Here is a 26,135-nt window from a genome sequence, read left to right as displayed (position 1 = left end):
CCCGCCCTCCGACCCATCAACGCCGTGAATCGATCCGCCCCGACCGATTCACCGAAGTCGTTGGACGGGCGGGCCGTGCGCACGGAGACTGCGCGGCATGGAAGACGACGAAGCACGCCATTTCGAGCGGCGCGATCCCGCCCGCAACATGCAGCGCTACTGGCGCCTCGCGATCACCCGGGACCTGTTCGGCACGGTCCTGCTGGTGCGCGAATGGGGCCGCATCGGCACCGTAGGCCGCCGCCGCGCCGAGCCGCAACCCGACCTCGCCGCCGCCCGTGCCGCCGCCGCACGACTGCTGCGGCGCAAGGCGGGGCGAGGGTATGTGCGGGTCGGATGAGGGCGTTGACAGCTGTCAACGGATGGACGGCAGTAGGTGGATGCCGACCCTTCTCTCCGCTCGCTTCGGGGAGACATGAGTGCCTCACGCAGTTCGCCAATGCCCTTTCATTTGCGTCTACATTCTGTTCCGGAGCGAGAATCCGCCCGGCAATGTCGTGCGCCGGATAGCCGGCCTCGGGCGAGCGTGAAGCCGCGTTGACAGCTGTCAACGGATGCAGGCGGCATAATCAGCCGGTGGGGACGTTCGCACTCCGCGGCGCCCAATGAGAGGCGGGTGTACCTCGTGCGAGCGACCAACCGCCCGCTGTCTGCATTCCCGGCCAGGACGGGAACGATACGCTCACCAACGTCAGCGTGGATGATCCGCGTCGAGCCGGCGTGTAGTCGTGTCGGCAGCTGCCAACGGGTGAGGGCGGCGTAAGATGCAGCCGGGGGCTGTACCGTCGCCGCTCGGTAGAGGAGGGATGGGACCGATCTCCGCCTTGAGGCCGAGGGTGTCGGCCACCGCGTTGGCGAGGTCGACGTCCATGCCCTTCAGCGCTTCGCCGTCCTTGTAGGAGAGCGGCTTGCCGACGTCGGGCACGGCGATGCGCAGGACCCGGATCAACCTCGGAAGGAGGGCGGCCGCTGCATCCGATTTCTCGAACGACGGCGCCCGGGCGGGGCCAGGGAAAAGACGGCGGCAGCGACGGCGATCATGCCCAAAACTTTGCGTCTGTATATGTTGGCAATTCGCGGCGTACGCCCCGCCGCGCGGCGGCGCTTCGAGAAGGAGCGGCGCACCTTGCGAGGATCGGCCAATACCCTGTCGTCCCCATCATCAGGATCGGTACGCTCAGTTACGTCGCACGTGCATGACCGGGCTGGGCCCGGTCGGGTCGGGTCGGGTCGGGACGAGCAGGAAGCCGTGTTGACAGCTGTCAACGAGGGGCGATGCACCTTCCTCCCCCCGCCGAGGAAGAGACGACCCATAGGTCCGGGCGGGTTTGCCGGGTCGAAACGTGGACGAGATGCCGCCCGGCGAAAAGCGAACGGCCCCGGAATCTCTTCCGGGGCCGTTTCCTTCCACTCGGTCGGGCTGGTTCAGAATTCCGCCCACTCCGCCTCGCGCACCGCGAGGTTGCCTCTCGCGGCGGGCGGGGCACGGCGGACGGGCGCGGCGGCGCGGGCTGGGGCCTCGTCGCCGAGGCGGAACTGGGCGAGCAGCTCGGCAAGCCGCGCGCTCTCGGTGGCAAGCGCCGCGCCGGCGGCGTTCATCTCCTCCACCATGGCGGCGTTCTGCTGGGTCGACTGGTCCATGTGGTTGACGGCGGTGTTGACCTGGACGAGGCCGGCCGACTGTTCCTGCGCGGCCGTCGCCACCGCCTCCATGTGCGTGTTCACCGCCTGCACCAGCGCGGCGATCTCCGAAAGGCTCGTGCCGGTGTCGCTGACGAGGCGCACGCCCTCGCCGACGACAGCCTCCGAGGTGCCGATCAGCGCCTTGATCTCGCGCGCCGCCTGGGCGGAGCGCTGGGCAAGCTCGCGCACCTCCTGGGCGACGACGGCGAAGCCCTTGCCGGCGTCCCCGGCCCGCGCCGCCTCGACGCCGGCGTTGAGCGCCAGCAGGTTCGTCTGGAAGGCGATGTCGTCGATGACGCCGATGATCTGGCTGATCTGGTGCGAGGACTGCTCGATCTTCTCCATCGCCGCCACCGCGTGGCGCATGACGCCGCCCGACTGGTCGGCCTTGGCGCGGGCCTCGCGCATTACGTCGCGGGCGTCGGCCGCCCGCTTCGAGGTGGCACCGACATTGGCGGTGATCTCCTCCAGCGCCGCGGCGGTCTCCTCCAGGGAGGCCGCCTGCTGCTCGGTGCGACGCGACAGGTCGTCGGAGGCGGACGAGACCTCGCGCGAGCCGCCGGTGACGGTGCCGACCGACTGGCCGACGCTCCGCAGCGTCTCGCGCAGCTGCCGCACGGCGCTGTTGAAGTCCTGCCGCAGCGCCTCGAACTGCGAGGCGAGGGGCCGGTCGAGCTCGCAGACGAGGTCGCCCGCCGCAAGCCGCTTCATGCTGGCGGCGAAGGCGTCGGTCGCCTCGATCAGCCGCGCCTCGGCCTCCGCCTCCGCCGCGCGCTGCATCGCCTCGCGCTCCCGCTCGGCGCGGGCGCGGCTGTCCGCCTCGGCGGCCTCCAGCTCGCGGTTGCGGATCGCCGCCTGGCGGAAGACCTCGACGGCCTCCTCCATCGCGCCGATCTCGTCCTTGCGGCCGGTCGCAAGCGGGGCGCTGTCGACGTCGCCGGCGGCAAGCCGGCCCATCGCCGTCACCATGCGGCCGAGCGGACGCACCACCGTCATCGCCATCAGCGCGGAGAAGACCGTCATCGTCAGGCCGCCCGCCGCGCAGAGGACGGCGATCAGCACGAGATTGCGGAAGGCGCGGTCGGCCTCGCCGCCGGCAAGGGCGGAGAGCGTGGCGAGCTTGCCGTTCTCGATCTCCTTCAGCGTGTCGATGCGCCGCGTGGCGGCGTCGTACCAGGCGCCGCTGTCGAGGCCGGCGAGTGCCTCCGCGCCGTCCCGCACGATCGCCCCGCGCATGGCGGCAAGCCCGGAGGAGACGTCGGCGATCGCGGCGGCGGCGCGGGCGCGGGTCCCCTCGTCCTCCACGGCGAGCGCGGCGTCGAGCAGCACCGCCTGCCCGCCCGCCATGGCGACGAAGCCGGTCAGGCGTTCCGGGTCGAGGCGGCCGGAGACGATGAAGCCGTTGCCGGTGGCGCGCTCCTGGCCGGCGAGCTCCTTGGCCTGCATCAGCTCGACGAAGGCGGCCATGCGGCGGGAGATCCCGGCGTCGGGCGCGGCGCGGGCGAGGTCGCCGGCAAGATCGACGACGGCGCCGATCGCCGCCTTGTAGGCGTCGAGCGCCTCGGCCCCGCTCGCCGTCTGCGCGTCGACGCCGCGCCGCAGCGTCTCGAGGGCGGCAAGGCGCGCGGAAAAGGCCTGCGCCTCCGCCGAGAGATCGACGGGAACCGCCTCGGCGAGGCTCGCCATGACGGCGTCGAATTGCCCGGTCGCGGCCGCCGAGGCGGCGCGCGCGCTCCGCATCGCCTCGGCGTTCTTCCCGCCCTTCGAGGCGATGAAGCCCGAGGTCACGCCGCGCTCGAGCTGGAGCGCATGCACCATGTCGCTGAGCCGGCCGAGATCGGCGCTGGCGGCGACGATGCCGTTCATCGCGCCATAGGTCTCGTAGCGGTCGGAGATCTGCGCATAGGAAAGATAGCCGGCGGCGAGCATCGGCAGGGCGACTGCCGTCAGGATCCGCTTGTTGATGGAAATGTCGACCAGTTGCATGGTGCGCTCCTAGAGCAATTCCAGCAAGGGTGCGAACCGCGGCCTTGCGCCCGGAATTGCGAAAAATCAAATGGATAGAGCGTTTTCGCAATTGGGAGGAAGGCGGAAATGCTCTAAGGGTGGCGGCGTCATGCCCGGTCCTGATGCATTCATGCACGCCTTCGTTTGTCGGGGGCGGACGTTAACGGAAGCTGAAGGAAACGCCCGGCGAGACACTCTGACGCACGCGTCACGGAATGGCACAGGGACTTGAAATCCACGAGAATTGACGTCATATTGCGTCAGTACGAGTGGCAAGGCTTCCGGAGGTGACGATCATGGGTCTCGCGCAATATTCCGACGGCGGAATTTTCGCCCCGCGCAAGATCGCCGCGGCGCTCAGCACCACGAGCGAGGAGGTCGCCCGCACCGCCGGGCTCGGCCGCGACGCCGTGCAGCGCAAGGACCGGCTGCGCTCCGACCGCACGCAGCGGCGGCTGCGCGAGATGGTGGAAGTGCTCAACAAGGTGGAGCCGCGCTTCGGCTCGGGGCTGATCGCCTATGCCTGGTACCGCTCGGAGCCCCTGGCGGGCTTCGCCGGCCAGACGGCGATGCAGCTCGTGCGCGGCGGGCGGGCCGAGGACGTGCTCGACTATATCGACGCCGTCGACGCCGGCGTCCACGCCTGAGCCGGACGTTGCGCTACGACGGCAAGCTCTATCGGGCGCTCAATCCGGTGCATGCCCGCGAGCCGCTCTCCGGGCGCGGCGCGGAGCTCTACGGCGGCCGTTTCAATCCGAAGGGCGTGCCGGCGCTCTACACGTCGCTTTCCGTGATGACGGCGCTGCGCGAGGCGAACCAGGTCGGCACGCTGCAGCCGACGACGCTCGTCTGCTACGAGGCGGAGATCGCCCGCGTCTTCGACACGCGCGATGCGGCGGCACTCGCCGAGGCGGGCATGGACGCGGCGGGGCTGGCGGATGCCGGCTGGCGCGAGAGGATGCGCGCCGACGGCGAGGCGCCGACCCAGGCGCTCGCACGCCGGCTGATCGCCGCGGGCCACCACGGCCTCCTCGTGCGCTCCTTCGCGGCCGGCGCGACGGGCGCCGACTTCAACCTCGTGCTCTGGCGCTGGGGACCGGCCGCGCCGCACCGGCTCGCCCTTATCGACGACGAGAACCGGCTTTCTCGGGCCCATCCGCCGGAAAGCGGTTGAAAAATCGATCGCAAAGCGGCAGTTTGCACCCATCTTCGATACCATCCGAAAGACCAATCCCCATGCAAGCAGCATCCCCGCGCCTTCCCTTCGCCGTGAAGCCGACCGCCCATCCCGTGCCGGAGGCCGACCGGCTCAAGGCCTTCGAGGCCCTCGGCTTCGGCACCCTCTTCTCCGACCACATGGCCGTCATCCGCTGGAGCGCCGACAAGGGCTGGCACTCCGCCGAGATCACCGCGCGCGCGCCCTTCCCGATCGATCCGGCCGCGAGCGTGCTGCATTATGCGCAGGAGATCTTCGAGGGCATGAAGGCCTACCGCACCGCCGACGGCCGCGCCGTGCTGTTCCGCCCGCAGGAGAACGCCCGCCGCTTCAACGAATCGGCCCGCCGCATGGCCATGCCCGAGCTGCCGGAGGAGGACTTCCTCGCCGCCGTCGAGGGGCTGGTGAAGATCGACGCGCGCTGGATCCCGCAAGGGGAGGGGAGCAGCCTGTATCTCAGGCCCTTCATGTTCGCGAGCGAGACCTTCCTCGGCGTGCGCCCGTCGAAGGAATATATCTTCTGCGTCATCGCCTCGCCGGTCGGCCCCTATTTCAAGGGCGGCGCCAAGCCGGTGAAGATCTGGGTCTCGGAGACCTATACGCGCGCCGCCGCGGGCGGGACGGGGGCGGCGAAATGCGGCGGCAACTACGCCGCAAGCCTCGTCGCCCAGGCGGAGGCCGCCGCCCACGGCTGCGACCAGGTCGTCTTCCTCGATGCGGCCGAGCACCGCTGGGTCGAGGAGCTCGGCGGCATGAACGTCTTCTTCGTGCTCGAGGACGGCTCCATCGTCACCCCGCCGCTGTCCGGCACGATCCTGCCCGGCATCACCCGCAAGTCGCTGATTTCGCTTGCCGCCGACGAGGGCCTGACGGTGCGCGAGGAGCCCTATTCCTTCGACCGGTGGCAGGCGGACGCGGCGAGCGGCAGGCTGAAGGAAGCCTTCGCCTGCGGCACGGCGGCCGTCGTCGCCGGCATCGGCGCGGTGAAATTCTCCGGCGGCGAGTTCCGGATCGGCGACGGCGAGACGGGTCCGGTCACGACCAGGCTGCGCGAGGCCCTCGTCGGCATCCAGCGCGGCCAGACCAACGACCGCAACGGCTGGCTGCACACGCTTTCGGGCGTTTGAGGGAGCGGGGCGTTTCGCTCGCAGCACCCCCTCTGCCCTGCCGGGCAGAGGGGGGTAACCCGAAGGGTAATAACCCCTAAAGCCCCGCAGCCTTGGTAAGATTGACCCGGAACCTGTCCCGCCGCCGCTGGTAGCGGCGCGTCATCTCGGCCGAGGCGTGGCCGAGCTGCTTCTGGACGTGGCGCTCGTCCACCTCCGCCGAGGAGGCGAGGCCGGCGCGCAGCGAATGGCCGGCGAATTTCGAGGCCCGCTCGCCCTCGGCGAGGTCGCCGCGGATGCCGGCGGCCATCGCCGTCCGCTTGACGAGGCGGGCCACCTCGCGGTCGGTCAGCCGGTCCGGGCCGACCGCCTTGCCGCCGCCGGTCACGCGGCGGAAGAGGGGGCCCTTCGCCAGCCGGGCGAAGGCGATCCAGCTCTCGACGGCGACGACCGGGCAGGTGGCGTCCGCCGAGCCGCGGCCGATCTCCACCTCGCGCCAGCCGGTCTTGCCGCGCAGCGTCGCCAGGATGCCCTTGTCGAGAATCTCGATCCAGCCGCGCCCGTCCTCCGTCTGGTCGCGGCCGAGGTCGAGGCCGGTGATCTCGGAGCGCCGCAGCCCGCCGGCGAAGCCGACGAGCAGCATCGCCCGGTCGCGCAGGCCCCGCAGCGTGCCGCGGTCGAGCGTCTCCAGCATGGCGAGGAGGTCCTCCGGCAGGATCGCCTCCTTCTGGCGCGGCGGGGCGGCGTGGCGGTTGCGGATGCCGGCGAGCACCGTGGCGATCGCCCGGTCCCTGCGGTCGAGGGCAAGGCCGCGCTGGGTATAGTTCCAGGAGAGCGACGACAGCCGCCGCTCGATCGTGGAGACCGCCGCCGGCCGGCCGCCGGCCGCGCCCGAGGCGCAGGCGGTGATGTAGAGGCCGACGACCTCCGGGCTCGGCGGCAGCACCGCGAGGCCCTGCCGCCGGCACCAGGCGCTGAAATGCTTCCAGTCCGCGGCATAGGCGCGCCGCGTGTTGGCGGAGCTCGCCGCCTCGACATAGGTGCGCGCCCGGTCGGCGAGGTCCTCGAGATGCGACGGCAGCGGCAGCGGGGCGGCGAGCGCCCCGGCCCCGGCTGCGATATCGTCCTGGTCGATGATTCGGCTCATGCCCCTATTAAGCACAGGCGCGGGGAAAATGCGCGAGGCAGCGGCGAGAACCGCCGTCGGCCGGACGAGGCTCCTGCGCTTGAACGCCAAGGGGAGTGAGTGGTTTAGGTGGTGGCTATTTTTTCTGGAATTGCCATTTCCTGATTTTCTTGGTCGCGCCGTTCCCGGCACCCTTGATACTAGCCTTGTTGGTATTCTTGGCGTTCCCACCGTTGTCGCCGTTTTGATTAAAACCTATCAAGAGAGCGATTAAGCCAGACACCATGCCGATGACGCCCGCACCGATCTGCGCCACATCCTTGACATGGTCCTTCATATCCGCGCGCTGCTGAGCAGAAATTCGATTGGCCTCACTCGCGACCGCGTCCTGATAAGCCTTCCGCATGGCCGCCGTCTGTTCCTCCCACTGCCGAATTTCTTCGGTCGTAGCGTCTACGAATTTTGGAACCTCCTCATGGATATCCCTGCATATCTGCTCCATGCGAATGCCTAGCCCGAGTATCTTGGGAAGCTCGGTGCACACCTGGCGGGTATGGGTCTCCGTGACCTGCCGGCCCGTTGGCGCGACAGGATATGCGGGTTCCACTATTGCCTTTTCGGCTTTGGCCCATATTTCTTCCACCGATAGCCACGCCGGGCTCATAAAGTATCCGACGGTTCCTACAAGGATAAAACCGCCGGAAAGAAGAATGAGCGTGATTGCAACCTGCCAAGTCGTAGCGCGCGACATTGCCCCCTCCGTTGATACACAATGCACCATGAACGCGAGTACGTCGGGTGGCAAGATTACCCTGCCGTGCCGAGAATGGTGCAATCCGGCAGTACCGGGCGGCAGTGACGAGGCCTCCGGTCTTTGACAAAAGAACTTCGTGATCGAGGAGATCGCCTGCACTGGGCGACGCACCATCGAGCGGTGTCAGATGTTACGCAGATTGTGCTGCCATCTGATCTTGCGGGCCGTGCCATTCGATTTTGCGCGCTGCAACAGGCGAAGAGGGAACCGCCGGGAGAGGGTCGCCGGCCTCCCTCAGCGGCGAGGCTCGGATCGTTGAAATGCTCTCGGCGCCAGCCGCCGCCCCGTTCAGCCGGCGTCCTCCTTCGCCACGAGGGCGAGCCGGCGGCCGCTGCCCGCCGGCTCGTCGCGCCTGACAACGAAGCCAAGGAAGCCGCGCGGAAATCCGGCGCTTTCGACCGGTTGCCGGCGAGGAGCGGGATCCCCGGCCTTGCCCGCTCAGCGCCAGCCGAGCGCCGGGGCGACGTGCTTCAGGATCGACTCGATGACATGGGCGTTGTAGTCGACGCCGAGCTGGTTGGGCACGGTGAGAAGCAGCGTGTCGGCCTCGCGCACCGCCTCGTCGGCGGCGAGCTGGCGGACGAGCTCGTCCGGCTCGGCGGCATAGGAGCGGCCGAAGATCGCCCGCGTGTTCGCGTCGATGTAGCCGATCGAATCCTCCTCCTTGCCGCCGCGGCCGAAATAGGCGCGGTCGCGGTCGTCGACGAGGGCGAAGATGCTGCGGCTTACCGAGACGCGGGGCTCGCGCGCGTGCCCGGCGTCCTTCCAAGCCTCGCGATAGGCGCGGATCTGCGCGGCCTGCTGGACGTGGAAGGGCTCGCCCGTCTCGTCGTCCTTCAGGGTGGAGCTCTGCAGGTTCATGCCGAGCTTCGCGGCCCAGACGGCGGTGGCGTTCGAGCCGGCGCCCCACCAGATTCGCTCGCGCAGGCCCTCCGAATGGGGCTCGAGGCGCAGCAGGCCCGGCGGGTTGGGGAACATCGGCCGCGGGTTGGGCTCGGCGAAGCCCTCGCCCTTCAGCACCTCGAGGAACACCTCGGCGTGGCGGCGGCCCATGTCGGCGTCCGTCGTGCCCTCCTGCGGCTGGTAGCCGAAATGGCGCCAGCCGTCGATGACCTGCTCGGGCGAGCCGCGGCTGATGCCGAGCTGCAGGCGGCCGCCGCCGATGAGGTCGGCGGCGCCGGCGTCCTCGGCCATGTAGAGCGGGTTCTCGTAGCGCATGTCGATCACCGCCGTGCCGATCTCGATCTTGCGCGTGCGCGCGCCGACGGCGGCGAGCAGCGGGAAGGGAGAGGCGAGCTGGCGGGCGAAGTGATGGACCCGGAAATAGGCCCCGTCCGCACCGAGTTCCTCGGCGGCGACCGCGAGGTCGATGGATTGCAGCAGCGCGTCGCGCGCCGAGCGGGTCTGCGACTGGGGGGAGGGGGTCCAATGGCCGAAGGAGAGGAAGCCGATCTTTTTCATGATTGCGAAGCCTCGACGCGGGCGCGTCCGTTGCGGGATATGCCACCCTAAATGGCGCATCGCACCGGCTTTGCAAACCCGGCCGGGCAAGAACAGTGCGTTCACGGATCGGCGCCGCCGCCTCAGGGGTCGCCGCCTCAGGGGACGAGCACCGCCGCGCCGCTGATGCGGCCCTCCCGGAGGTCGGAGAGCGCCTCGTTCGCCCGGTCGAGCGGGTAGGGCGCGGTCTGCGTGCGCACGCCGGCCGCCCGTGCGACGGGGAAGAACTCCTCCGCGTCCCTGCGCGTCAGGTTGGCGACGGAGACGAGCGCGCGCTCCTCCCACAGCAGCGCATAGGGCATCGCCGGGATGTCGCTCATGTGGATGCCGCCGCAGACGACGCGGCCGCCCTTCTGCACCGCGGCGAGCGCCGCCGGCACGAGCGCGCCGACGGGCGCGAAGATGATGGCCGCGTCGAGCGGCACGGGCGGCGGCGCGTCCGATCCGCCGGCCCAGGCGGCGCCGAGGCCTTCCGCGAAGCGCTGCGCCTCCCTGTCGCCCGGGCGGGTGAAGGCGTAGACCTCGCGCCCCTGCCAGCGGCACACCTGGGCGACGATATGGGCGGCCGCGCCGAAGCCGTAGAGGCCGATGCGCCGTCCGTCCCCCGCCTTCTTCAGCGACCGCCAGCCGATCAGCCCGGCGCACATCAGCGGGGAGAGCGCGACCGGGTCGGCCTGCCGGTCGAGGTCGAAGGCGAAATCGCCGTCGGCCACCGTATGGGTCGCGAAGCCGCCGTCGCGCGTATAGCCCGTGAACAGCGGGGCGTCGCACAGGTTCTCCGCGCCGGAGCGGCAGCAGGCGCAGGTGCCGCAGGCATGGCCGAGCCAGGGCACGCCGACGCGGCGGCCGATCCGCGCGGCATCGACGCCCGGCCCGACGGCCTCGACGATGCCGACGATCTCGTGGCCGGGCACGAGCGGCAGCTTCGGATGCCGCAGGTCGCCGTCGACGACGTGGAGATCGGTGCGGCAGACCGCGCAGGCCTCCACCCGCAGCCGCAGCTCGCCCGGTCCCGGGACCGGGTCCGGCCGCTCCTCGAGAACCAGGGGCGTCCCGGGCGCATGGAGAATCATCGCCTTCATCGCTTGCCTCCTTCGGGCAGAATGCACCGATGCGGCCGCTCACGCCACCGTGTCGAGCTGCCGGACGTTCTCGCTGATCCGGTCGTTGAGCCTGCCGATCTCCTCCAGGCCCGAGGCGAGGCCCGCGTGCCCCCTCTCCAGGTCGGCGATGAGATCGAAGAAGATGCCGCTGCTCATGTTGACGCTCTCGACCTTGCCCATCACCCGCACCGCGACGAGGCCGGAGAGGAGGCGCTTCATGTCGGCGGTGAGCTCGAAGAAATGCCCGATCCGCTGCTTGATGAGCTCGAACTTGCGCGCCGCATGCGCCTTGTACTCCTCGGTCTGGCGGACGAGGCGCTGCGCCTCGTCCTTCAGCGCCCGGTCGCCGTCGGAGATCTCGCGGTCGAAGAGGCTCGCCATCTCCGCCTGGAGCTTCGCGACGCATGTCAGGAACAGGCCCTCGTTGACGACCGAGAAGACCTCCTTCGCCGAAGCGCCGAGGTCTTCGAGGTTCCTGACGATGGCGTCGGAGATCCGGGCGTAGTTCGAGGAGATCTCGGCGATCGCCCGGCCCTCGTCGCCGAGCCGCGAGGCCTGTATGCGCAGGTTGCCGGGCGTGAAGCTGAAGGTCGAGATCATGCCGAGCATGCGCCCCGTCGTCGTCAGCAATATGTCGGCCGCCGCCACCAGCTCGTCGAACAGGCCGAGCGCGGGCCAGGGGCTGCGCCCGAGCGCCGCCTCGCGCGCGCCCATCTCGCGGCTCAGCGCCGCCGCCATGAAGGCCGCATAGTCGCGGAACCCGGCGGCGGCGAGGCCGTCCATCAGCACGCCCGCGCTCTCGGCCGGCTTTGCCGCGCTTGCGCCTTCGTGCCGGCGCACGGCCGCGTAGAGCCCGGAGGCGGCGGCGAAAAGCGCGCTGCCGGGCTTCAGCCTGACGGACAGGTATCCGTCCTCCACCGGCGTCACCACGGCGAACACCCAGTAGTAGCCGCCGTCCTTCGCCCGGTTCTTGACATAGGCGCCGACCGGGTGGCCGGCGCGGATGCGCTCCCACAGCACGAAGAACACCGCCCGCGGCATGTCGGGATGGCGGATGATGTTGTGCGGCTGGCCCGTCATCTCGGCCCAGGAATAGCGGCTCACCCGCTGGAAGACGGAATTGCCGGCAAGAATCCGCCCGCGCGCCTCCGTGCGGGAGAAGAACAGCTCGTCCACCCCGAACGGCACCTCGCTCTCCGCCGCCGCGGCCACGCCCGCGCTCCGTCGCCTGTCCTCGCCCTGCGAGGACGATGTCGCATCGTCCGGGGTCTTCACTGCCGTCGCCTCCTCCGCGCCGCCGATATCCGCCCCGGCGATCGCGCCGGCGACGCCCCCGCCGGCGGCCTCCGGTGCTTTAGGGGTTTCGCATATTGACGGCGGATCGGGACGGCTACCTTGGGCTTGCGCAAGGAACTCGAAGAAATTTCGCGGCGACGGCGCAATTCGACGGAGCGGCCGCCGGATGGCGCCCGCGGGCGATAGGGCCGGAACGGACCCGCCAACGGCTCGAAAACGCTCTTTATAGAGTAGAGAGAGCTATGTCCGATAAGGCAAGATTATCGGATGTTTTGCACGGAAGACAAGCCGTGCGGTTTTTCGGGGAAGATGACGGGAAACCGCTCGCCGTTCCGAGCCGGCTAATGCACCATGAAGCGGGAGCTGAACGGCAGGCTGGCCGCCCCGATCGCCTTCGGGGCCACGGAGGTGCGGCCGACGACCGCCTCGACCGAGGGTACTTCCTGCCGGATCAGCGCGCACAGCGCCGCGCAGACATCGGCGGGGACGAAGGACGAGAGCACGACGGTCTTCAGCTCGATGAACTGCAGCACGGACTGCGTCAGCCGGACGAGGCATTCGGCGCAGGCCTGCTGCCAGGCGTCGAGCGCCGGACCCATCGGCAGCCAGGACGGGTCCTGCCCCCAGAGCCCTTCCGCCCTGGCGTCGCCCGCCGGCAGGGCGCGCTCCAGCGCGAGCACGCCGACATCGTAGCTCAGCGGCGAATTGCCGTTCTAGATCTGGTGATTGAGCAGGAGGCGGCCGTGCAGACGGGCGCCGAGATAGAAGAACAGGAAATCCTGCAGCTGCCGCGCCGCGCCGAACAGGCTCTCGCCGCCCGCCGCCGCCGTGATGTCGTTCTGCACGAAGACGGGAAGGCCGAGCTCGACCTCCAGGTAGCGATGCAGCACGTCGTGATCGGGGCCGGAGCGGATCGGCGGGGTAGGCAGCGCCAGACCGACGCCGGCGATGCGGCCCCGCCGGCTTTCCGAAAGCCCCGCGCCGGCCTCGTGGATCTCGCGCGCCAGGGCCTCCGGCGCATCGAACCGGTCGGCGTTGACGTGCGGCATGACGCGATGATGCTGTATCCGGCCGATGAAATCGACGACGACGACATGGGTGTTGCGATAGCCGACGCTGACGCCGACCGAATAGGCGCCCTCGGAGTTAAGCATCAGCGGCGTCGTCGGCGGGCCGACGCGGCCCTTCTGCGCCTCGCCGAGCACGACGAGGCCCTCCTGCTCCAGCGACCGGACGATGACGGAGATCGTCTGCGCCGACAGGCCGGTCTTCTCGCCGATCTCCAGGCGGGTCGTCGCCTCGTTCTGCAGGAGCAGCGGCAGGACCCGGCGACGGACGCCTTCGCCAATGCCGGGATCGTCGGCGCAGGCGTGCTTTCCGCGTTGAAGGACGGGGCCGTGCTCCTCAACTACGACCGCGGCGAGCTCGTCGACGTCGAGGCGCTCGACGCGGCGCTCGCCTCCGGCAAGGTCCACCACGCGGCGGTCGACGCCGACATCTTCAAGGGCCGGCTGCTGGCGCGGGTGCCAGGCGCTGAAATGCGCGGTCGCGGCGGCCGGGCCGTTCGGCCGGGGCGCCGGCGAGGGAGAGCTGCGCGACGCCGTGCTGCTGCGGCCGGTGGGCGGCGAGGCAGGACCGGCCGGCAACGTGCTCCTCGCCTTCGGCCGGCTCGGACGCGGGCGCGACGCCGTCACCGCGCCCCTGCTGATGGAGCTTGCCGGACTGCTCTCGCTCGCCTGGGACGAGAAGCTGGCGCGGACCGCCGATCATTTCGACGCGGCGATGCAATCGCACCGGGCCGTGCCCTTCGCCGCAGCCGATCTCGTCTCGGCGCTCTTCGGCGAACGGCAGGGTGCCGAGGTGCTCGCCTGGGGGCTTGCCGACCGGCTCGTCGCGGCGAAGCTCGGGGTGGCCGCATCCCGTGCCGCTGCTGATGGCCGGGCGAAGACGCCTTTTCCCGCGCCGTCTGCCTCGCGCTCGCGGACGGTGCGGCAAGCGCGCTGCGCCTGGCCGGTGAGATCGCCCGGCGCGCCGGGCGGCTCGTCGCCGTCGCGCCGAAGGTGCGGACCAAGGGGGCGGCACCCGTCATCCGCAGGCTGCTCGACGAGGACGCCGTGGCGGCCTCCGCCCCCGGCGCGGCCCTCTCGCGCTGGGCGAGCGGCCGGCTGTTCGAGCGCCTCGAAACGCTCGGCGCGGTGCGCGAGCTCTCCGGCCGCGGAAGCTTCCGCATCTACGGGCTGTGACCGTGGCGGCCGCGGCAAGCCGGGCGGGGGACGGGCCTGCCTTCGACCGGGAACTCGCGGACCTGCCGGCATCCGCGCGCTGGCGGGAATGGATGCGCCGCGCGGAGGCGGTGATCTTCGCCGCGGCGGCGCCGGTCGACCGCGAGACGCTGGCGCGCGTGGTGGGGACGGATTGCAGCATCGACCTCCTGATCGACGACCTCAACGAGGAGCTGCGCGAACGGCCCTACGAGATCGTCGCCGTCGCCGTCGCCGGCGGCTGGCAGTACCGCACGCGCCCCGCTACGCGGCGGCGATCCGCGCGAGCACCGCGCCGGCCCGCGCGCCGACGGCAGACCTTTCCGGCCTGGAAGCGACGGCGCTGATGGCGATCGGCTATTTCCAGCCGATGACGCGCGGCGACCTGGAAAGGATCCTCGGCAGGGAGATCAGCCGCGACACGATCGGCAGCCTGCGCGTCGCGGGCTTCATCGCCTCCGGCCCCCGCAGCCCGACGCCGGGCGCGTCCTATACCTACGTCACGACGAAGCACTTCCTCTCCGCCTTCGGCCTCGCAACGCTACGCGACCTGCCGGACATCGAGGCGCTGGAGGACGCAGGCCTGCTCAGCCGGCAGGAGCTGGCCGCGGCGGACGGGCCTGAGGCGGAGGAGGAGGCTGCCGGGTGAGCTGCCGCGGGTCACGATTTCATTCTGCCGGCGGGGAGTCGCCGAACAGGCCAAATCACAGGCCGCAAACCGGGCAGTTCACTTTTTCTTGGAGCTCTTAGAGCGGCCTAGGCGGCGCAGAGGGGCCGTGATGCGCCAGGAAACCGAGGAACGCAGACGGGTGAGGGTGCTTTTGGCATCCTTGCTCTCCCGCTCCGCCGTCTCCAAGGACTTGCCGAGCTTTTCCTTCTCGTTTCCGAGGCTCTGCAATTTCTTGCGCAGTCCCTTGTTTTCGCGCTCCAGTTCGGCAACCTGGGATTCGAGCCGTTGCCGCAAGGGCTCCAGAGCTTCAACGCGTGCCAGGCTTTTGTTGAGGGCAATCTCGATTCTTCCGTAGCGGGCGCGCAGGGTACTCACCTGGGCGCGCAACGCCTCGGTTTCTCCGGTGACGACGGTTGCCCGCTCCGTTCCGGACGTTGCGGCTTGAGCGGCCTCTTTTGGCGTCATGTCATGCTCCCTGCAATTTTGGACCGCCGGCATCTCTCGCAGGACGGTGGCCAGTCTGATACGCTTTTTCCCGCATTTCGTGAATTACTTTTTCAAAGTCGTCCCTTGCCTAAAGGGTGTTGCGCGGCTCCTTTCGGTAGCGCAGGGAGCTGGGGTGATAGTGGCGGGAAGCATGATCGAATCGGGTCCGAACGGCGGCTTCGATCTGCCGGCGGCAACCCCGCCGCTCCCCTCGGACTGTCCGCGATCGCTCCGCTATCGGATTGTACAGTAACAGCTTTTTTGACCGGACGGGACAATTGCAATGCGTATTGGTATCGACTATCAAATGGCGGCTGTAGAATTGGAGAACCGGTGAATGGCGCGGCGGCGAGATGATTTGAAGGATAATATTGCCATTTTATCCGACCGTGAGAAGTCCTATCAGATATTTCTGCCCGACCACGCGACGGACTACATCCAGAAGAAGGTTTACCAATCCGGCGTCGCATATGAGCTCGATATGCTGCGCGATATGGCAGGCCGACTGGAGCCCGGAGATCTCGTTCTCGATGTCGGCGCGAATGTCGGTAATCACAGTCTCTATCTGGCTGCCGTCTGTGGCTGCCATGTCGTAGCCTACGAGCCGAACACCCACCTTGCGGACGCGATCGTCCAGAGCGCCAAGCTGAACGGGCTCGGCAAGCAAATTCGTGTTCATGCAAAAGGGGTCGGCGAAGTGGTCGGAAAAGGCCAGTTCGAAAAGAAGATCGAGGAAAATCTCGGTGGGCAGAAACTGATACCGGGCCAGGGTGATCTGGCGATCACCACGTTGGACAGAAGCAAGTTTGAACAACCCGTGAAGGCAATCAAGATCGATGTGGAGGGCATGGAAATGTCAGTCCTGCGCGGTGCCGACAGGCTGATCGCGCGAGATCGGCCCGCTTTCTACATCGAATGTATGGCCGAGGACGATTTTCACAATGCCATGGCCTTTCTGTCGGCACGGAACTATTTGTTCTGGGGCACATTCAATGCAACGCCCACACATCTGTTCCTGCCGGCCGAGGCTGTCCCTCCCGAACAATATCTCCGGCACTTCCAGCAATTGAAGATTCGGGAAGTCGCGGAATCTTATCGCCGAGCGGCAGATTTTATGAGAATGAAATCAACCCTCGATGCGGCCAATCTGAAGTATCGAGAGAGCAGTGCGCGATTGAACGCCTATCGTGAGAGGGTTTCCACTGAAACCAGCCGGGCCGACGCTGCAGACGCGGCATTTGCAAAGCTACGTGAGAAGACCACGGCTCTCGAAGGCGAGGTTCGTAATCTTAAAAGACTATTGCACTACCAATTTACGGGGCAGGCGATCGAAAGCTCTTCGGATTCGTCGCAAGAGGAATCCGTACCAGCGGGATCGACGATAGCGCCCGAGTTTGTCGGTGCCTGGGCGTTGGCCCTGCCGCTGCCGGCTTCGGAGATTGCCAAGATCTGGGCAGGGCTGGCCCGTTGCCTCATGATCGAAAACCAGCAGCAGGCTGTCGCTTTGCTCCGGGCCGTACAGGAATTGAATCCCACGCCCGAGACGGCCCGGCTCCTGGGGCTTGCGCTCATAGAGGCAGGCGATGGAAAGGGCGGGCTCGATGTCCTGGAGCCGATCGCCAGCGAACTGAACCTCTCCTCGCGCGAGGCGCGGCTTCTGGCGCTGGCACGCGCCGGTCATACCGGCCTGGAGCTTCGTGCGCGCTGCGAACAAGCCGTACGCAGCAGACTGCGTGTCGCCGCGATCATGGACGAGTTTACCGCCACCGGCTACGGACCTGAGTGCGACCTGCAGCAGCTTTCCGTCGGCAACTGGGAAGCCGAGCTTTCGATCTTCCGGCCGCAACTTCTGTTGATCGAGTCCGCCTGGCGCGGGCTGTGGGGCGAATGGGGCCCGAAAGTCGGCCAGCTCAGCCGGGAAGTTCAGGGAATCCTGGAATGGTGCCGCGCCAAAGGGGTTCCGACCGTCTTCTGGAACAAGGAAGACCCGGTTCATTTCGAGAATTTTATAACGACCGCTCAGAAATTCGATCTGGTCTTCACCACCGACATCGATTGCATTCCGCACTACAAAGCAAAGCTCGGTCATGATCGGGTCTACCTTTTACCCTTCGCCTGCCAGCCCGAGCTTCACAATCCGATCGAAATCGGCGAGCGCATCGATGCGTTCTGCTTTGCGGGCGCCTATTATGTTCGATACCCTGATCGGATTCGCGATCTCGACGATTTTCTCGCCCGCTTGAGCGACCATCGGTCGTTCGAGATATTCGACCGAAATTTCGGCCAGGATCGTCCAGACTATATGTTCCCGGAAAAGTATCGGAAGTATATCATCGGGACTCTTTCCCCCAAAGAGATCGACAAGGCGTATAAGGGTTACTCATTTGGAATTAATATGAACTCTGTGAAGAATTCACAGAGTATGTTTGCACGACGCATTTATGAGCTTCTCGCCAGCAACACACGGGTAGTCAGCAACTATTCGGTGGGCCTGCGTCTTATGTTCGGCGACCTGGTGGTGTCGACCGACAGCGGAGAGGAGGCTCTGCGCCGTATCCGCAAGCAGGATGACGCCGGCTGGACGGGGCGGATTCGACTGGCCGGGCTGCGCAAGGCCATGTCGGAGCATACCTACAGCCACCGGCTGGCCTATGTGGTACGCCAGGCCGGGCTGGATTTTCCCGACAGCAGTGCGCTGCCGCCGGTCACGGTTCTTGCGATGGCAACCACGCGGGAAGAATGCGAGCGGTTCATCGCACAATTTTCCCGGCAGACCCTGACCGGCGCCCGGATGATTCTGGTCACCGCGGACGGGCTGACTCTGTCCGGAGTTGCCTTGCCGGCGGGCATTCGTCGCATTGCCATGGCTGAAGCCGGAAAGATGTGGCTCCACGACCTGATCGGTCCGGGAGAGTGGGTCGCAGGATTCGCGCCGACCGATCATTATGGCGCGAACTATCTGCAGGATCTGATCCTTGCCACCCGGTTCAGCAAAGCACCGGTCCTCGGCAAGGCAGCCCATCACCGTGTCGGAGCCAACGGCGTCGAATATATCGACGGCCCGACCTACAGGCCGGTGAGGACCCTTGCCACCCGTCGCGCGGCACTGCGCTGGGATGCCGTCCTCAACGATCGCCTCGATACCTGGCTGCGCACGCTACCCGACGCAGAAATCGACGCCGACGACATGCTGGCGCTCGATCCGTTCAACTATTGCCAGGAGGGAGCCGCCCACCCGCTGCAAGACAGCGAGATCGAGGCCATCGTGGATGACCTGCCGGGCTTCGCCGCTGGGCTACCGGTCTCGGAGCTTCTGGAGCGCGCGTCAGCGATGGCGCCGGCGATCGACATGAATGTGACGGATCCGTTCATTTCGGGTAGCGACCTGTTCGCCCGTATCCAGCCCGGCGCTAATAAAATCAAATCGCGCATCGAAGGTAAGGACTGGATCGTGACGAGCCAGCTCGCGGACAACAAGCACATCTATCTCTATGAGAAGGAAAGCCGCCCACTTTCGCGACTGACGAGGAAAGATGGACTAAGGCTACATGGCTGGATAAGTCCAGGCCTGAAGGTGAGGTTCGTCGCGGTCTTCTATGACAAGGCGATGGAAAAGCTCGGCAATCAAATAGTATTGGCCAATCAGAACCACCGACTGGAGCCACCGGAAGGTACTGAATTCGTGCGCTTTGGAGTAAGACTCCATGGGCCGGGAACGTGCAGTATTCGTGGTCTCGTTCTCGGCAAGCGCCATACTGCGCCTCTGGACGTCATTTCGCAATCCAAGGTCCTCTTGTTGACCAACCACTATCCCTCCTATCAGGATCTCTACCGCAATGGTTTTGTCCATAGTAGGGTGCGAGCCTATCGGGAATTGGGAGGGACAACGCCGGATGTCTATCGGCTGCGTCAGGGGCAGGAGCCAACGTGGCACGAATTTCAGAACATCACCTGCATGACCGGCTCGGCCGAACAGCTTGATGCGATGCTGGCCAACGGTCGATACGACCATGTACTGGTTCATTTCCTCGATGAGCATATGTGGAAGGTTCTGGCTCGCCACATAGACCGGATTCAGGTGACCGTTTGGGTTCACGGAGCTGAAGTACAGCCTTGGTGGCGACGTCAGTTTAACTATACTACCGAGGAAGAGCTCGCCAAGGCGAAGAAGGCGAGTGACAAACGCCTTGATTTCTGGCGCAGCATTTTTGCCCCCCTATCCAAGAATGTGCACTTCGTCTTCGTATCGCAATATTTTGCTGACGAGGTATTCGAAGATCTCGCAGTTGAGTGCCCTGCCGAGCAGTATGAAGTTATTCACAATCCGATCGATGGTCAATTGTTTGCTTGGCATGAAAAGCCGCTCGAACAGCGAGGAAAGATTCTGTCGATCCGGCCCTTCGCATCGGCAAAATATGCCAATGACCTCTCAGTCGCCGCGATCCTGGCACTGAGGAAACAAGAGTTTTTCAAGGACCTCGATTTTCACATCATTGGAGACGGCGTTCAGTTTGAAGAGATCACAGCTCCTCTAGCAGGGATTGCTAATGTTAAATGTGAGCGGCGTTTTCTGAGCCAGCCTGAAATTGCGGCTTTGCATCGCGACTACGGTGTTTTCCTCAGTCCAACCCGTATGGACGCACAAGGCGTTTCTCGCGACGAAGCGATGAGTTCCGGCCTCGTTCCCGTCACCACCCGTGTCGCGGCCATTCCGGAGTTCGTCGATGAAAGCTGCGGCTACATGGCTGAGCCCGAGGACGCCAAAGGCCTTGCCCAGGCTATCGAGGATTTGTGGAAGAACCCCGAAACCTTCCTGCAGAAATCGCGAGCGGCGGCGGAGCGTGTGCGGCGGCAGAGCGCCAAGAACAAGGTGATCGCGGCGGAACTGGCGCTGTTTTCACCCGTCTCACCGGCCGGCGACGACCGATAACGGAGCATGCCCGAATGGCGCCCTATGTACAGGTAAAATGAAATGGCTGACCCCATCTCTACAGCCGAAATTCCCTCCTATGATGTAAGCATCTGGAAAACTGACGTTTTTGATTATACGACAATCGAGGCTTTTCTTGCTGACAAGCTTCCTTCCAGTGGAATCATTCGTATTGGCGACGGTCTGGGAAAAGTAGAGTTCAAACTGGAGAATGCAGGGCCAGGGAGCCTACCTGAGGCCGATTTCTTCTTGGTTGGATTTTCCGGCGCGATGACAAACCGCTCGGCGATTGCGGCGCCGCTATTCTCTGGCATCAACTTGTCACGTAGCTTGAAAATGCCGCTTCTGGCGTTTGCCGATCCCGTTGTCAGCGCCAGCCGCGCCGTCACCCTCGCGTGGTACGCGGGGGGAGAAGGCGGCTTCGATCATCCGCGCAATGTTGCGCGTGTAATCGACTACGTCTCAAATGTCACTGGCCGCATTCCGGTTCTGATCGGGGGGTCTGGCGGCGGCTTCGCTACCATTAGCACGATGCGCTACATGGCGATGCCGGCAAGGGGGCTAGTCTGGAATCCGCAAACCCAGATCGCCGAATATAACGCGGATATTGTACAAAAATATATAGATGTAGCTATTTCCAATGCCAAGCAGAACGACTCTCTTCGAGATATTCTCGTTGCAGCCGGTGTCGATCAGGATGTTTGTTCTGCGAGTTATAAGGCTCCGTCCTGTCTGGTTTACCTGCAAAACGATAGCGACCATCATGTCGGGAAGCATATGGAGCCTTTTCTGGCCCGCTGCGGCCTCTGGCATGATTATGATCATCTGACCAAGATTTCTCACGACCGTAGAATAATCGTCAGAACCGGAAATTGGGGCAGCGGGCACGCGGTGCCGCCAAATGCCCTCGTCAAGGCAATGGTGGCTTTACTCACTCAGGATTCCGGACAAAGGGATCCACTAGATTTTGTCCCCAACGCGCTACAGGGCATCCTGGAAAGTACAATTAAGCTGGAGCCGGATCCCGACTATGACTTGCGTGCCCGCGCTATTTTCAAGGATGGACGAGTGCACGTTACGGTAGATGTCGACAGATCGCCTGAAGGTCTATCCTACGCGTATTACATGATGGAAGACGGTGCCCGGGTCGCTGTGAATTGGTACTCCTCTCAGGCAAACACAACATTCCTCACCGAGATCGAGAATCCAGCCAGACTATCCGTCGTAGTGTTCGCTCGCCATGCACAAAATGCACCGAACATACATGTGGTCAAGGTTGAGTCTGCCGACCTGGTGTGACTGCTGCACCGACCGGAGGATGTCATGCTGAAAGTGTCTATCTTTGGAAGTTGCGTCAGCGCCGATGCCGTGTACGGCACAGGCATCGTGCAGCTTGACAACTACCTCGCCAGATCGAGCCTTGGATCGCAGGTGACGCTGCCGTCCGTTCGGGAAGACATCATCGAGCAGATCGGCAGTCCGTTCCAGCGCCGGATCGTGCGCGCCGATATGGAGAAAGCACTCTGGGATATGATCCGTGGCAACGCGTTCGATCTGCTCCTCATGGATTTTATCGACGATCGGTTCAACCTGCTTCTCGACAAGGACGGCAGCATCCATACGCTTTCGAACGAGTATGCATCCGGCTTGCGGAAGGTCGAGGGCGACTGGGACCGCGAGCGCGTCATTCCCTCGTATTCGAACCAGAAATGGGAGCTCTGGAAGCAGGGCTGGGCCAAGCTGCTCGACGTCATGTCCGACACGGGCAATATCGGCAAGCTCGTCGTCAACCAGGTCTGGTATGCCTCCCGCGACAGCAGTGGGAATGTGCTACCGAAGGCTCCCTTCGAGGTAGAGAATGGTTATCTGAGGAAGCAATACGATCACATCCTTGAAACCCGGCCGGATGTTCGCTTCCTCACATACGAGCCGGTGACCCTGGTCGCGGATACCGAACACAAATGGGGCATCTCCCCCTTCCATTACGTACCGGCGCTCTACGAGGCTACGATCCGTCAGATCACGATGCGCTGAGGTCCGTTTACCGCAGCCTTGCTGCCCGAGGTTGAAAACTCTATTGTCCGCCGCGAATTTGCTCGGCCAATCTCCCAATCGGTATCAAGGTGGAATAAGGCATCCAATATGAAAGTACTGTCCGTTTTCGGAACCCGCCCCGAGGCGATCAAGATGGCGCCGGTGGTGCTTGCGTTGCAGGAGGCTCCCGGCGTCGTCGCGAAGGTCTGCGTCACGGCGCAGCATCGGCACATGCTCGATCAGGCGCTCGCGCTCTTCGGCATCACGCCCGACTTCGATCTCGACCTGATGCGGCCGGGCCAGGACCTGTTCGGCCTCACCGCCGCAGCGATCGTCGCGATGAAGCCGGTCCTGGCCGAGTTCCAGCCCGATATCGTCCTCGTCCACGGTGACACCACGACCACGTTCGCATGCTCGCTTGCAGCCTACTACGCACAGATCCCGGTCGGGCACGTCGAGGCGGGCCTGCGGACCGGCGACATCCGCTCGCCCTGGCCGGAGGAGGCCAACCGGAAGGTGGTAGGCACGATCGCGGACCTTCATTTCGCCCCGACGGCGCGTGCCAGGGAAAACCTCCTCGCCGAGAACGTCGCCGCCGACACGATCCTCGTCACGGGCAACACGGTGATCGACGCCCTGAAATCGGTGGTGAGGCGGTTCGACGAGGACCGGTCGCTCGCCGACCGCTTCGCACAACAGTTTCCGCGTGACGCCGGCAAGCGGCTGCTGCTCGTGACCGGCCACCGCCGCGAGAGCTTCGGCCTCGGCTTCGAGCGGATCTGCGCGGCGCTGGCGAAACTTGCCGAAAGGCCGGACCTGGAGATCGTCTATCCGGTGCATCTCAATCCCAACGTGAAGGAACCGGTCCAGCGCCTGCTCGGCCACCTTCCCGGCGTGAAGCTGATCGAGCCGCAGGAATACCTCGCCTTCGTGTACCTGATGAATCGCGCCGACATCATCCTGACCGATTCCGGCGGTGTGCAGGAGGAAGCCCCCTCGCTTGGAAAGCCCGTGCTCGTCATGCGCGACACGACCGAACGGCCGGAGGCCGTCGAGGCCGGCACCGTCCAGCTCGTCGGAACGGACACGGAGCTCATTGTCGCCCGCGTCGCGCACATGCTGGACGTGGAAATGCCGGACGCATCGGCCACGGCCGCGCGCAATCCCTATGGAGACGGCCACGCGGCCGCACGGATCGTCGACTTCATCCGTGCCTGGCATGCGCGCCGCACGTCCTCCGCCACATCATCCAGCCGCTAGAGTAGAAAAATGTCCCAGAACCAGACCATTTCCGTCGTCGGCCTCGGCTATATCGGCCTGCCGACGGCAGCGATGTTTGCCTCGCGCCGCATCAAGGTCGTGGGCGTCGACGTCAACCCCGACGTGGTCAAGGCGATCAATGCCGGCAAGATCCACATCGTCGAGCCGGATCTCGACATCGCCGTCCATTCCGTCGTCTCCGAGGGCTGGCTGCGCGCGACGACCGTGCCCGAGCCCGCGGACAGCTTCCTGATCGCGGTCCCGACCCCGTTCCGTGGCCCCGGCCGCCAGCCGGATCTCAGCTATGTCGAGGCGGCCGCGCGGACCATCGCGCCGGTGCTGGCGCGCGGCAACCTCGTCGTGCTGGAATCGACCTCGCCGGTCGGCGCGACCGAGAGGATGGCCGAGATCCTCGCCGAGGCCCGCCCCGACCTGACGTTCCCCGCCACGCATGGCGCCGATTCCGACATCCGCATCGCCCATTGCCCCGAGCGCGTCCTGCCGGGCCGCGTCATGCAGGAGCTCATCACCAACGACCGCCTGATCGGCGGGCTGACGCAGAAATGCTCGGAAACCGCAGCACAGCTCTACAAGCTCTTCGTGACAGGAAGCTGCATCTTCACCGATGCCCGCACCGCCGAGTTGGCCAAGCTGACGGAAAACAGCTTCCGCGACGTCAACATCGCCTTCGCCAACGAGCTCTCGCTGGTCTGCGACGGACTCGGCATCGACGTGTGGGAGCTGATCCGCCTGGCGAACCGCCACCCACGCGTGAACATCCTCCAGCCCGGCCCCGGCGTCGGCGGACACTGCATCGCGGTCGACCCCTGGTTCATCGTCTCGAGCGCGCCCGACACGGCCCGTCTGATCCGCATCGCGCGCGAGGTGAACGACGCCAAGCCGGAATGGGTGCTGGACAAGGTCCGCAATGCAGTCGCCGCCACGCTGCTCGACCAGCCCGGGCGCACGGCCGGCGACCTCACAGTCGCCGTCTACGGCCTCGCCTTCAAGCCGGATATCGACGACCTGCGGGAAAGCCCGGCGCTGTCCATCGCCTCGGAACTGGCGAGGATGCTTCCCCGGCCCATCGCGGTGGTCGAGCCGAATATCGCGGCCCTGCCGAAAACCCTGGAAAACGCCCGCCTCGCCAGCGCCGAGGAATGTGCCGGCGCCGACATCCATGTCATGCTGGTCGATCATTCCGGCTTCAAGTCGATGCCGAAGCCGCAGGGCGTCGTCATCGATACGCGCGGCGTTTGGGCAGGACGCTGACGCTCCGGCGCGTCCGTCACGGATATGACGGACAAGACAGGTAAGACATGTGGCGGGCGGGTTCCAGGCCCGTTGGGACAATGCGAGGCCAATCGGGCATGAAGGGGATCGCCGGCCACTTTTTCAACGCCGCGGGCAGGCTCTACGAGCGCAAGGGGGCGAAGGCGAAAGCCGAAGCTGCATACAGGCGAGCGCTCGGCTTGCGCCGTCAGGATGCCGGCATCCTGGCGAACCTCGCTTTCTTGCTGATCAGGCGGAAGGCGTTCGGCGAGGCGCTGCCCCTGCTCGACGAGGCATGCCGGCTTCGCCCGCAGGATGCGGTGCTCCACGGCGAGCGCGGCCGGTGCCTGCTTGAGTTCGGCGACCACGCATCGGCGGCCGAGGCGCTTGCGACCGCCGTCGACCTTGCCGCGGATGCGGCCGACTATCACAATCTCCTGGCCGAGGCGCTCTATCGGCTGAAACGGAACCGGGAAGGGGCGGAGGCGCTGGAGCGCGCCTGTGCCCTGGAGGACGGCCATGCCGGCTGGCAGTTCCGGCGCGCCAGGGCCCTCGACAAGCTCGGACGTCTCGGCGCGGCCGTCGAGGCCTACCGGTCGGCGATCGCGCTGAGGCCGGACGACGCCGAGTGGCACTATCGCCTCGGCCTGGCGCTGGAGCGGTCCGGCGAAGGCACGGCCGCCGGGGCGGCCTATGCGCGCACCGTCGCCCTCGACCGATCCCTCAAGGCGCAGCGGTTCGGCATCGGCGCCTATCACGCCCGCGAGCAGCTCTGGCATCTCGCCGCCCCGGCCCTGGCGACAACGCTCGCCGGCCGCGACGACGATGCCGAGCTGCATTACCGGCTGGGCTTCGCCCATGACCGCTGCTACCGATGGCCGCTCGCCGAGCAGAGCTACGGCCGCGCAATCGCCCTGCAGCACGACATGGCGCCGTGGCACTACCGGCTCGGCTTCGTCCGCGAGCGCCAGCACCGCTGGGACGATGCGGCCGCCGCCTACCGGACGGCGATCGCGCTGGACGGCGGCACGAAATCCTACTGGCTCTTCCGCCTCGCCTATGTCCTGGAGCAGGCGGGCGGCTGGAGGAGGCCGCCGAGGCCTATCGTGCCTCGCGCGACGACGCAAGCAGGCCGGAAAGGCCGCCGGTCCCGCTGCCCGACATCCTGCCGGGGTCCGGCACCGCCACGGAATTCCTCGATCTCGCCCGCGCCGCCCTCGACGGCGGCAGGCCGGAGCTGGCCATCGATGCCTGCCGCGCCGCCGCCGACCGCTCGAACCCCCACGCCCCGGCGATCTACCGCACGCTCGGCGAAGCGCTTGCCCGCACGGGCCGCCTCGGCGAAGCCTGCGAAGCCTTCCGCGGGATGCG

Annotated in this window: 17 protein-coding genes and 6 pseudogenes; 14 read left to right on the top strand and 9 right to left on the bottom strand. The window is 66.2% G+C overall.

Annotation, left to right across the window (positions count from 1 at the left end):
• Positions 1-97 precede the first annotated feature (97 nt).
• Complete coding sequence (locus tag NNZ72_RS05120) at positions 98-340, top strand: WGR domain-containing protein (protein ID WP_257313571.1); 243 nt, start codon at positions 98-100, stop codon at positions 338-340.
• A gap of 351 nt (positions 341-691) precedes the next feature.
• Here the strand turns inward: NNZ72_RS05120 and NNZ72_RS05115 are convergent, their stop codons facing one another.
• Positions 692-949 carry a transporter substrate-binding domain-containing protein gene (locus NNZ72_RS05115; protein ID WP_257313569.1) on the bottom strand — a complete coding sequence of 86 codons (258 nt, stop codon included), beginning with the start codon at positions 947-949 and terminating at the stop codon, positions 692-694.
• Between the two features lie 476 nt (positions 950-1,425).
• Positions 1,426-3,669 (bottom strand): methyl-accepting chemotaxis protein, encoded by a 2,244-nt coding sequence (locus NNZ72_RS05110; protein ID WP_257313567.1) that lies wholly within the window; start codon positions 3,667-3,669, stop codon positions 1,426-1,428.
• A 317-nt stretch (positions 3,670-3,986) separates the two neighbouring features.
• Here NNZ72_RS05110 and NNZ72_RS05105 point away from each other — a divergent pair, with 317 nt between their 5' ends.
• The 3 genes from NNZ72_RS05105 to NNZ72_RS05095 all read left to right on the top strand — a co-directional run bounded on the left by NNZ72_RS05105 (position 3,987) and on the right by NNZ72_RS05095 (position 6,033).
• The gene (locus tag NNZ72_RS05105; protein WP_257313564.1) at positions 3,987-4,337 is read left to right on the top strand and encodes an antitoxin Xre/MbcA/ParS toxin-binding domain-containing protein; all 351 of its coding nucleotides are present in this window, start codon (positions 3,987-3,989) and stop codon (positions 4,335-4,337) included.
• A gap of 8 nt (positions 4,338-4,345) precedes the next feature.
• On the top strand, positions 4,346-4,864 hold the full coding sequence (locus NNZ72_RS05100) for an RES family NAD+ phosphorylase (protein WP_257313562.1): 519 nt from the start codon (positions 4,346-4,348) through the stop codon (positions 4,862-4,864).
• Positions 4,865-4,926: 62 nt separating this feature from the next.
• Positions 4,927-6,033, top strand: a complete 1,107-nt coding sequence (locus tag NNZ72_RS05095) for a branched-chain amino acid aminotransferase (RefSeq protein ID WP_257313560.1) — start codon at positions 4,927-4,929, stop codon at positions 6,031-6,033.
• A 76-nt stretch (positions 6,034-6,109) separates the two neighbouring features.
• On the opposite strand, the gene NNZ72_RS05090 is transcribed toward NNZ72_RS05095, so the two are convergent.
• The 6 genes and pseudogenes from NNZ72_RS05090 to NNZ72_RS25510 form a co-directional block, all read right to left on the bottom strand.
• A complete protein-coding gene (locus NNZ72_RS05090; RefSeq protein ID WP_257313558.1) occupies positions 6,110-7,159 on the bottom strand; it encodes a tyrosine-type recombinase/integrase in 1,050 nt (349 codons plus the stop codon).
• A 115-nt stretch (positions 7,160-7,274) separates the two neighbouring features.
• A complete protein-coding gene (locus tag NNZ72_RS05085; RefSeq protein WP_257313556.1) occupies positions 7,275-7,889 on the bottom strand; it encodes a hypothetical protein in 615 nt (204 codons plus the stop codon).
• Between the two features lie 501 nt (positions 7,890-8,390).
• A complete protein-coding gene (locus tag NNZ72_RS05080; protein WP_257313554.1) occupies positions 8,391-9,413 on the bottom strand; it encodes an LLM class flavin-dependent oxidoreductase in 1,023 nt (340 codons plus the stop codon).
• 137 nt (positions 9,414-9,550) lie between these two features.
• Positions 9,551-10,534, bottom strand: a complete 984-nt coding sequence (locus NNZ72_RS05075; RefSeq protein ID WP_257313552.1) for a zinc-dependent alcohol dehydrogenase family protein — start codon at positions 10,532-10,534, stop codon at positions 9,551-9,553.
• A gap of 39 nt (positions 10,535-10,573) precedes the next feature.
• Positions 10,574-11,830: a PAS domain-containing protein gene (locus NNZ72_RS05070; protein WP_257313550.1), complete on the bottom strand. Its 1,257-nt coding sequence runs from the start codon at positions 11,828-11,830 to the stop codon at positions 10,574-10,576.
• Between the two features lie 362 nt (positions 11,831-12,192).
• A pseudogene (locus NNZ72_RS25510) lies at positions 12,193-13,182 on the bottom strand (ROK family transcriptional regulator); the annotation flags it as partial.
• Between the two features lie 39 nt (positions 13,183-13,221).
• On the opposite strand from NNZ72_RS25510, the pseudogene NNZ72_RS25505 reads away from it, so the two are divergent.
• The 4 pseudogenes from NNZ72_RS25505 to scpB all read left to right on the top strand — a co-directional run.
• Positions 13,222-13,281 (top strand): annotated as a pseudogene (locus NNZ72_RS25505) (hypothetical protein); the annotation flags it as partial.
• Between the two features lie 103 nt (positions 13,282-13,384).
• Positions 13,385-13,699 (top strand): annotated as a pseudogene (locus NNZ72_RS05050) (DUF1403 family protein); the annotation flags it as partial.
• Between the two features lie 149 nt (positions 13,700-13,848).
• Positions 13,849-14,094: pseudogene (locus NNZ72_RS05045) on the top strand (DUF1403 family protein); the annotation flags it as partial.
• Positions 14,095-14,186: 92 nt separating this feature from the next.
• Positions 14,187-14,761: pseudogene (scpB, locus tag NNZ72_RS05040) on the top strand (SMC-Scp complex subunit ScpB).
• A 78-nt stretch (positions 14,762-14,839) separates the two neighbouring features.
• Here the strand turns inward: scpB and NNZ72_RS05035 are convergent.
• Positions 14,840-15,247: a coiled-coil domain-containing protein gene (locus NNZ72_RS05035; protein ID WP_257313545.1), complete on the bottom strand. Its 408-nt coding sequence runs from the start codon at positions 15,245-15,247 to the stop codon at positions 14,840-14,842.
• 358 nt (positions 15,248-15,605) lie between these two features.
• Here NNZ72_RS05035 and NNZ72_RS05030 point away from each other — a divergent pair, with 358 nt between their 5' ends.
• The 6 genes and pseudogenes from NNZ72_RS05030 to NNZ72_RS25500 form a co-directional block, all read left to right on the top strand.
• Positions 15,606-20,198, top strand: a complete 4,593-nt coding sequence (locus NNZ72_RS05030; RefSeq protein WP_257313542.1) for an FkbM family methyltransferase — start codon at positions 15,606-15,608, stop codon at positions 20,196-20,198.
• Positions 20,199-20,240: 42 nt separating this feature from the next.
• A complete protein-coding gene (locus tag NNZ72_RS05025) occupies positions 20,241-21,497 on the top strand; it encodes a hypothetical protein (protein WP_257313539.1) in 1,257 nt (418 codons plus the stop codon).
• Between the two features lie 24 nt (positions 21,498-21,521).
• Positions 21,522-22,232 carry a DUF6270 domain-containing protein gene (locus tag NNZ72_RS05020; protein ID WP_257313536.1) on the top strand — a complete coding sequence of 237 codons (711 nt, stop codon included), beginning with the start codon at positions 21,522-21,524 and terminating at the stop codon, positions 22,230-22,232.
• A 108-nt stretch (positions 22,233-22,340) separates the two neighbouring features.
• Positions 22,341-23,492, top strand: coding sequence for a non-hydrolyzing UDP-N-acetylglucosamine 2-epimerase (gene wecB, locus NNZ72_RS05015; protein WP_257313534.1), 1,152 nt, complete (start codon positions 22,341-22,343; stop codon positions 23,490-23,492).
• 9 nt (positions 23,493-23,501) lie between these two features.
• Positions 23,502-24,764: a UDP-N-acetyl-D-mannosamine dehydrogenase gene (wecC, locus tag NNZ72_RS05010; RefSeq protein ID WP_257313532.1), complete on the top strand. Its 1,263-nt coding sequence runs from the start codon at positions 23,502-23,504 to the stop codon at positions 24,762-24,764.
• A 47-nt stretch (positions 24,765-24,811) separates the two neighbouring features.
• Positions 24,812-25,468 (top strand): annotated as a pseudogene (locus NNZ72_RS25500) (tetratricopeptide repeat protein); the annotation flags it as partial.
• Positions 25,469-26,135 lie beyond the last annotated feature (667 nt).

The organism is Shinella pollutisoli (assembly GCF_024609765.1).
Lineage (GTDB): Bacteria > Pseudomonadota > Alphaproteobacteria > Rhizobiales > Rhizobiaceae > Shinella > Shinella pollutisoli.
This window is presented reverse-complemented; position numbering and strand designations above follow the sequence as displayed.